This is a genomic window from Lacticaseibacillus pantheris DSM 15945 = JCM 12539 = NBRC 106106 (genome assembly GCF_001311175.1).
GTDB classification, from domain to species: Bacteria; Bacillota; Bacilli; order Lactobacillales; family Lactobacillaceae; genus Lacticaseibacillus; species Lacticaseibacillus pantheris.
Map to the genome: position 1 here is coordinate 1 of NZ_BBAI01000064.1, position 6,636 is coordinate 6,636.

The 6,636-nt window shown below is 51.4% G+C and carries 5 protein-coding genes and 2 pseudogenes; 2 read left to right on the forward strand and 5 right to left on the reverse strand.

Going from position 1 to position 6,636, the window contains the following annotated elements; translation table 11 throughout:
• Positions 1-503: 503 nt before the first annotated feature.
• From JCM12539_RS12135 to JCM12539_RS12145, 3 genes are all read right to left on the reverse strand, one after another.
• Positions 504-875 (reverse strand): winged helix-turn-helix transcriptional regulator, encoded by a 372-nt coding sequence (locus JCM12539_RS12135; protein WP_156302203.1) that lies wholly within the window; start codon positions 873-875, stop codon positions 504-506.
• A gap of 217 nt (positions 876-1,092) precedes the next feature.
• Positions 1,093-2,136, reverse strand: coding sequence for a membrane protein insertase YidC (yidC, locus tag JCM12539_RS12140; protein ID WP_082405529.1), 1,044 nt, complete (start codon positions 2,134-2,136; stop codon positions 1,093-1,095).
• 61 nt (positions 2,137-2,197) lie between these two features.
• Positions 2,198-2,479 (reverse strand): acylphosphatase, encoded by a 282-nt coding sequence (locus JCM12539_RS12145; protein WP_054651776.1) that lies wholly within the window; start codon positions 2,477-2,479, stop codon positions 2,198-2,200.
• Positions 2,480-2,709: 230 nt separating this feature from the next.
• Here JCM12539_RS12145 and JCM12539_RS12150 point away from each other — a divergent pair.
• Together JCM12539_RS12150 and JCM12539_RS12155 are read left to right on the forward strand one after the other, a co-directional pair.
• Positions 2,710-3,469 (forward strand): annotated as a pseudogene (locus JCM12539_RS12150) (TrmH family RNA methyltransferase).
• A gap of 99 nt (positions 3,470-3,568) precedes the next feature.
• Complete coding sequence (locus JCM12539_RS12155; protein ID WP_054651778.1) at positions 3,569-4,057, forward strand: HD domain-containing protein; 489 nt, start codon at positions 3,569-3,571, stop codon at positions 4,055-4,057.
• A 56-nt stretch (positions 4,058-4,113) separates the two neighbouring features.
• Here JCM12539_RS12155 and JCM12539_RS15645 read toward each other — a convergent pair.
• Positions 4,114-5,703 (reverse strand): annotated as a pseudogene (locus JCM12539_RS15645) (sensor histidine kinase).
• Positions 5,703-6,389 carry a response regulator transcription factor gene (locus JCM12539_RS12165; RefSeq protein ID WP_054651780.1) on the reverse strand — a complete coding sequence of 229 codons (687 nt, stop codon included), beginning with the start codon at positions 6,387-6,389 and terminating at the stop codon, positions 5,703-5,705. Before JCM12539_RS12165 ends, JCM12539_RS15645 begins: the two are co-directional and overlap by 1 nt.
• Positions 6,390-6,636 lie beyond the last annotated feature (247 nt).

The window sequence follows — 6,636 nt, forward strand, 5'->3', positions numbered from 1 at the left end:
CGCAGGCCAGAAAGCGACGTATAAGCAACTCTGACTAAACGGCCAAAACCGGTATCACCGCGGCTAAGACCGAGAATGCTACTATGCTCCCGCGCTACTCATGCGTATTGAGACGAGCTGCGCAGGCCAGAAAGCGACGTATAAGCTATTAGCACCAAAAGGCCAAGTGCGGGCCTTTCGGCGCTAGTAACTTATACTATGCTTTCTAAACGGCCTGCTCCGCTCTCTACAAAAAAAACGCCCCTAACCGTCAATACGGTTAGGGACGACATCGGCCGCGGTACCACCCTAGTTCACGGATATAAACATACCCGTACACTCAATCAGTGGGATAACGGCCCTCTCCGGGACTTACCGCCGTAGCTAATAAGCCAACTCAGAAAATGAATACAACTAGTCTTAACTGAGGAGCCTTCCAGTCGCTGGACTCCACTTCCTGACAGTCGCCACTAATTGCGTTTCCTTCAACGTCTTTGTGTCAATCTGTCATTAGTGTAACGGTCTTAGGCAATGGCGTCAACACATTCCTCGTCGGTCAACCACTCGTCACCCCAAGCATGCGCCGCCGTCAACACCTGATTGAGCCCCTGGCCCTTGTCGGTCAGTTGGTACTCAATCAAAGATGAGTTGGGATGCGTCACACGGTCAACAATACCCTCGCCCTCAAGCTCCTTCAAGCGTTCAACCAATACGCGGTCCGAACACTTAGGAATTGAGCCGGCAATGTCCTTAAAACGGTGTGGGCCGTCAATTAAAACCTCGAGAATTAAACCGTTCCACTTCTTTCCCAAGATAGAAAAAGTCTTCTGGAAATGTGGGCATAAGTCCTTACTCGTTTTGTCCTGCGTACAATTAACTGTTTTCACCGTTGCCATAATAATCCCCTCACAATGTCATAGAAAGAGCCCGTTCTAAACGTGCTTATTTATTGTTAGTATACCGCAAAGGCGAAAAAGTGCAAGCAAAATTATCAAAATGGCAAATAGTGGGCCTGGCTCACGGACAACCGTGTCCAGTGGCCATATAAAGAAAGCATCCACAATCCCTGCGCAAGCGGGAGTGTGGATGCCAAAAAACAATATTCATCTAAACCTATTCGTCGCGGTGCTGCTTACCCGCGTTCCGTGCGCGTAGCTCCTCAGCAGTCGGTCCGGTAGTTGAATCATCGTCCTGAGTGGTTGGCTTAGCCACACCCATACTTTGCATTGCCCCCATCGCTGACGGCATCGGAGCACGGCTCGTAATGGAGCCATCCGCGTTGAACATGTCGGGCGTCACCACCTCGACCGGCGGATTGTCGGCCATCTCCGCATCCATCCGCTTCCGAATCGACGGCAACATCACGTACGTCACGATTAGCTGTTGAATCAGGATGATAATCCCCGTCCCCAGGAAGTATAGTCCCAAACCAGCCGGCGAAATGATACTGATGAAGAACGTGAACATCGGTGATAACCACATCGACGTCTGCATGGTCTTCCGTTGCTCGGGCGTAGATCCCTGTAGCATCAGGTAGCCCTGCAGTACGTACAGCAAAGTAGCGATGATGGTGACCGGCAGGTTTGTGTGCCCCAAAGCAATGCCCAAGAACTTGGCGTTCGCAATATCCTTGGAGTACGCCACGGCCTGGTACAAACCTGAGATAATCGGCAACTGTACCAACATCATTAGGCAACCCATCTGGGGAATCATGCTACTACCGTTCTTCTTGTAGACGTCCTGCATCAAACCGTTGATTTGCATGGTCGTCGTCTGGTCCTGCGACATCTTGGCCGCCTTTTGGAGTAGCGACAACTGCGGCTGCAACACCCGCGTCTTTTCTTGCTGTTCCGTCATGTTACGCTGTTGCCGCAACATGAATGGCATCAGCACCAACCGCACGACCAGGGTGATTAACAGGATTGCCCAACCATAACCACTGGACGTCCCCAAAACGTGGGCAATACTGTCCAGTAGGTGCGAAATTGGGGTTGATACGTACTTGTACAGCGACCCGTAAAAGAACCCGGTTGGGGGTGTACGGGTCACAATCCCAGACTTGGAGACATGCTGGGTGCTATTACTACAAGCAGCCAATACCAGCGCCAAAGTCGTTAAACCCGCGCCCATACCGAAACGTTTGAACTTCGTATTCATTAATAGTAATCCCTTCAACTAGTGATATCGTTGTCCACTATACGCGAACTGCCCGCACCTATCAATATACAACGTTAAATCCGTTGTATTCCGGCACCGATTTCATTGGTGTTTCTTCATATGTAGACACACGGGCAAATTGGGATGGTCCTTGCTTGATTGCCTCACGGAATGCGCTCATCTGTGTGTCGGTACCAACGGCATGAATCAGCACGGACCCATCCGACTGGTTACGCACATCACCACGGATTGCCATTCTGTCCGCCAACATCTGTGTGGTCGCGCGAAAACCCACGCCCTGCACCCGTCCGTTAACCCTAATTGTATAGGCTGTATCTGCCATCGAAATGTCCCCTTCCTGAATGCGAACACGCAACAATCGCTCACGTGCACGCACACTGTACAACCATTCTACCACGGCCCAACGTGATGGCGTGCATTAAGCGGCGGAACAGGAAACGCCCCTTTGCGTTTGTTTATCGTCACCGCCAGAAAAATAATCCGTGCGGTGTCACGTGCCAGCGCTTATTACGTCCGGTATGTGGTACAATCCTTGCAATGGGGGGTATTCCAATGGAAACCATTATTTCACCAAAAAAACGACAAAATTAAGCGGGCAAAGAAGCTCACCCGCCGTAAGTACCAAAAGGACTATGACCGTTACCTGCTGGAGGGACCACACCTTGTACGTGAGGCCATCGCCAGCGGTGCATTACCGGAAACACTGTTTGTGACTAGCAAATACATGCACGAGCAAGCAGTCCGTGACTTCTACGACCAAACCATCGAAATTAGCAGCGAGGTCGCGCAGCACCTGGCCGAGACGCCCACACCACAGGGGATGTTTGCGGTGATGCCGTTGCCGCACGAAGAGTTGCCAACGGACCTAAACGGCAGCTTTTTACTGCTGGATGCCATTCAGGACCCTGGCAATGTGGGCACGATGGTACGGACTGCCGACGCGGCTGGCATCGACACCGTTGTCCTCGGCAACGGAACGGCCGACGCCTATTCGCCCAAAGTTTTGCGGGCAATGCAGGGTAGCCAGTTCCACGTACGCGTAGTGAGTGCCAACCTCAACCACCTGTTACCACAACTCAAAGCCGCTGGCGTACCGGTCTTCGGCACCGAGCTCAATGACCAGGCACTGCCATATACTGACGTCGCACCGACCACCAACTTTGCCCTTGTTATGGGTAATGAAGGCAACGGCATGGATCCAGAGTTGCTGGCGCAGACAGACCAGAACCTATACATCCCCATGCGTGGTCGCGCCGAGTCGCTCAATGTGGGCGTTGCTGCGGGCGTGGTATTGTTCCACCTCCTCGCGTAAACGGAGAATCATTATGAATTAGTTACGTTCAATCAGCGGAGTGCGTACCGTTATTAAACCTGCTATAATAGCGGTAGCTAATGACAAGGAGATGTGTCCATGGAGAAATATCGGCAGTGGGAAGATGACCAGGCTTATCGAGCCCTGGTTGATGATCTGCTAGCAGAGCCGGCAGTACAAAAACTGGCTAATTACACTCAACACCACCATTCAAACCGTCTGGAGCACTCAATTCGTGTTTCCTACACTAGCTATTTGATTGGGGTGAAGATGGGTCTGAACGTTCGGGCCCTCGCGCGTGGCGGTCTACTGCACGATTTATTCTACTACGACTGGCGCACCACTAAGTTTGACAGTGGAACTCATGCATACGTGCATCCCCGCATTGCTTTGCACAATGCGGAGCACCTCACCGAGTTATCGCCGATGGAACGCGACATTATCGTTAAGCATATGTGGGGTGCCACGCTAGCTTTCCCCCGTTACCGGGAAAGTTACATCGTTTCGCTCGTTGACGACTACGCCGCGATGGCCGAGTTCATGCACCCGTGGCGCATCAAGATTTTTGGGCAGCACTTCGCCTCTTAATACGGACAAAATAAGGGTGACCTTCATGTGAGGGTCACCCTTTTCGTGTGCGTGAATCACGCTAAATTGCTCTTGTTTAGATCATCTGGATTCAAAGGTGCTGGCTTGTCCGCGTCATGGCGGCGCTGAAATTCAGCTGCTTGTTCGGGCGTTAACATCGGCAACGCAATCCGGAAAATTGAGCCACTACCAGGAACCGACTCAACGTTGATAGTGCCGTGGTAACCATCAATTAACTGCTTAGCAATCGATAATCCCAGTCCATTACCGCCCTTTTCACGGCTACGGGCTTTATCCACGCGATAAAACCGGTTGAAAACACGGTCCTGATTCTTAGGAGCAATCCCCTCACCAAAATCCTGCACGGCCAAATCCACGGTCGTGTCGGAAGAGCCCACCGATACGTGGATTTCCTTCCGGTCCCGTGAGTACTTCACCGCGTTGTCAATCAGAATGATCAGCACCTGCTCCATGTGATTCCGATAAAACTGGACCCAGGCCGGGCCATCCAACTCGTTTTCGAGCGTGATGGTAAAATCGGGATGAATCATTTGCATGTCGTTGGTGACCTGCTCAACAATTTCGTTCACCTCGGTCACCGCGTGCACAAACTGCGTTTCCACCTGGTCAGCACGCGTGAGGTCCAGCATTTCCTGAATAAGGCTCTTCATCCGGGACACTTCCTGTAGGGAAGCCTTGATGGACTCGTCAAGTACTTCCGGATCCTCTTTGCCCCAACGGTCCAACATGTTGAGGTGCCCTTCCAAAATAGCAACTGGCGTCCGCAATTCGTGGCTGACATCGCCCACAAAGTCGGTCTGCTGGTCGATAAAACGCTGAATACGGTCCAGCATTGCGTTGAATTCGTTAATCAAATGGGACAATTCGTCATTCGTCCGTAACGCCGGGATTCGAGCGTCGCTTTGCGGCTCACTATTGATCTGATCAATCGTTTTACTGATACGCCGGATGGGGCGCAGGAAACGACTGGCGAGAAAGAAACCCATCATGCCGAAATGACCAACGCCCCAAAACTAACCAGATAAATAGTATTGGTGACGCGATTCATCGTCCGGTGGTAGCTTGACAGGGCGTTGGTCACCTGCAAATAACCGATGACCTTGCTGGTATGCGCACTGACGATTGGCGTCCGGGCCACCAAACCATCAAAGCCCCCTGCACGCTCCGTGGTAATGCGCAAATCCGCAGTCCGCTTAGTCTTCAACGGCGATTTACGCGAGCTAAACACCTGCCGGCCCGACTGATTGTATACCGTGACGGTAATGTCTTCCCGCGACAATTTCTGAATAATCGCATCCGAAAAGACCGAACCACGATTGCCGCCAGATTCAGTCGCGACCGTACTCCCATTATCGGTGGATACATCGATTTTGGGAAAGACCGTCCGTGCGGTCAGGTTAGAACTAATCGGTTCTAGCCGCTTCTGAACTGAATTAACGGTATCGGAGACGGTACTTTTTTTCTTGCGCCAACAACGTTTGTCCCATCACCCCATAAATGACTAGCGAGAACACTAGAAAGGTGAGAAATATGACAAACGCGACGGCAAACGCCCACGTCCACCGTAACGAGACAAATCCCTTCTGGCGACGTGGACGTCGTTGACCATCTTTGCGTCTAAACATTAAGACCGCATTACGTAGCCGGTACCACGGACGGTTTGGATGTAACTTGGATCACCCGGCTTGTCAATTTTGTTACGGATATAACGGACGTAAACATCCACCACGTTAGTCTCGACGTCGGAATCGTACCCCCAAACCTTCTTCAAAAGTTCGTTCCGATCCTGAACCACGTTCACGTTTTCCATCAGGGTCAACAACAATTCGTATTCACGCTTCGTGAGCTCAATGATGTCATCACCACGACGAACAATCCGGTTTTCCTTTTCAATGGTCAGGTCCCGGTAAGTCAACTTGGTCTGCTTGGTCTGGTTGGATGCGTTCATGGAGTTAACGCGGCGTAACAAGGCGCGCAAACGAGCGAGTAACTCTTCAATGGCAAACGGCTTGACGATATAGTCGTCAGCACCGTGATCCAGGCCGGAGACGCGGTCAATGACGGAGTCACGGGCAGTCATCATGATAATTGGAGTATCCTTGACGGCACGCACACGACGACAGATTTCCAGACCGTTCAGTTCAGGCAACATTAAATCGAGCAAAATGGCATCCCAGTCTTCTGCCAAAGCAGCGTCCAGCCCCTGGCGACCGTTACCGTAAACAGCGGTTTCGTTACCCTCATGCTTCAATTCAAGGTCAACAAACCGTGCCAGGTTCTTCTCATCTTCAATAATCAAAATTTTGCTCATATTTTACTTATCTCCTTAGGCCGTGGCCGCCGCAACGACCCCTTTGCTTATTGTTTTACATTGAATTTTAACATAGAAAAATGAGAAAAACCACACAGAGCGGAGCAGGGCGTTCAGAAACTGGAGTGTAACTTGCTTGGGATACTAAAGCCCGCACTTGGCTTTAGTGTCCCAAGTGGGTTACACGGAAGTTTTTGCCCTGCGCAGCTCGACTATGATCAACAGAGCGTTGCCCCGCGGGTAAAAA

Bases quoted from the DNA above. Each gene is read 5' to 3' on its own strand.
- JCM12539_RS12135 (WP_156302203.1), bottom strand. From the start codon at position 875: ATGGCAACGGTGAAAACAGTTAATTGTACGCAGGACAAAACGAGTAAG.
- yidC (WP_082405529.1), bottom strand. From the start codon at position 2,136: ATGAATACGAAGTTCAAACGTTTCGGTATGGGCGCGGGTTTAACGACT.
- JCM12539_RS12145 (WP_054651776.1), bottom strand. From the start codon at position 2,479: ATGGCAGATACAGCCTATACAATTAGGGTTAACGGACGGGTGCAGGGC.
- JCM12539_RS12155 (WP_054651778.1), top strand. From the start codon at position 3,569: ATGGAGAAATATCGGCAGTGGGAAGATGACCAGGCTTATCGAGCCCTG.
- JCM12539_RS12165 (WP_054651780.1), bottom strand. From the start codon at position 6,389: ATGAGCAAAATTTTGATTATTGAAGATGAGAAGAACCTGGCACGGTTT.